Origin of the sequence: Acinetobacter sp. LMB-5 (assembly GCF_001541635.1) — a bacterium.
GTDB classification, from domain to species: Bacteria; Pseudomonadota; Gammaproteobacteria; order Pseudomonadales; family Moraxellaceae; genus Acinetobacter; species Acinetobacter pittii.
In genome coordinates this window covers 1-315 of record NZ_LRDR01000129.1, presented here as the reverse complement: position 1 = coordinate 315, position 315 = coordinate 1, and the positions used below count along the sequence as shown (strand labels likewise).

Sequence of the window (315 nt, the reverse complement as noted above, 5' to 3'; positions counted from 1 at the left end):
TAAGTCGTGGCGAGCACGTAAGCCAGGTATTGAAGAGGTACGGTCATACCAAGCATCACGAACATTGCATGCACAAACATAAAGCCAAGAACACAGGCACGTTGTGCGCTGTTCATTTGCCCTTCAAAAAGCGTGGCGTTCGTTCGACCTAGCATCGCTTTGGTGTTGATGTGTGGGGTGGTTCGCCCCTGGATAAGTCGTTGCGCTTTTTCAATGTTCGCTTTGGCGGTATCGAGCAGCGCGTTAGCTTGTTGTGTTTGCATAAAGTTCCCCATTATTGGAAGTTGTTCGAGCTAAGCTCATCAATGACGGTGT

Annotated in this window: 1 protein-coding gene; it reads right to left on the bottom strand. The window is 48.9% G+C overall.

What is annotated here, in order from left to right; all coding sequences use genetic code 11:
• Window positions 1-263, bottom strand: a 263-nt coding sequence (locus AW165_RS18820) for a hypothetical protein (protein ID WP_155859677.1), incomplete at its 3' end; no start/stop codon positions are given.
• Between the last annotated feature and the right edge of the window lie 52 nt (window positions 264-315).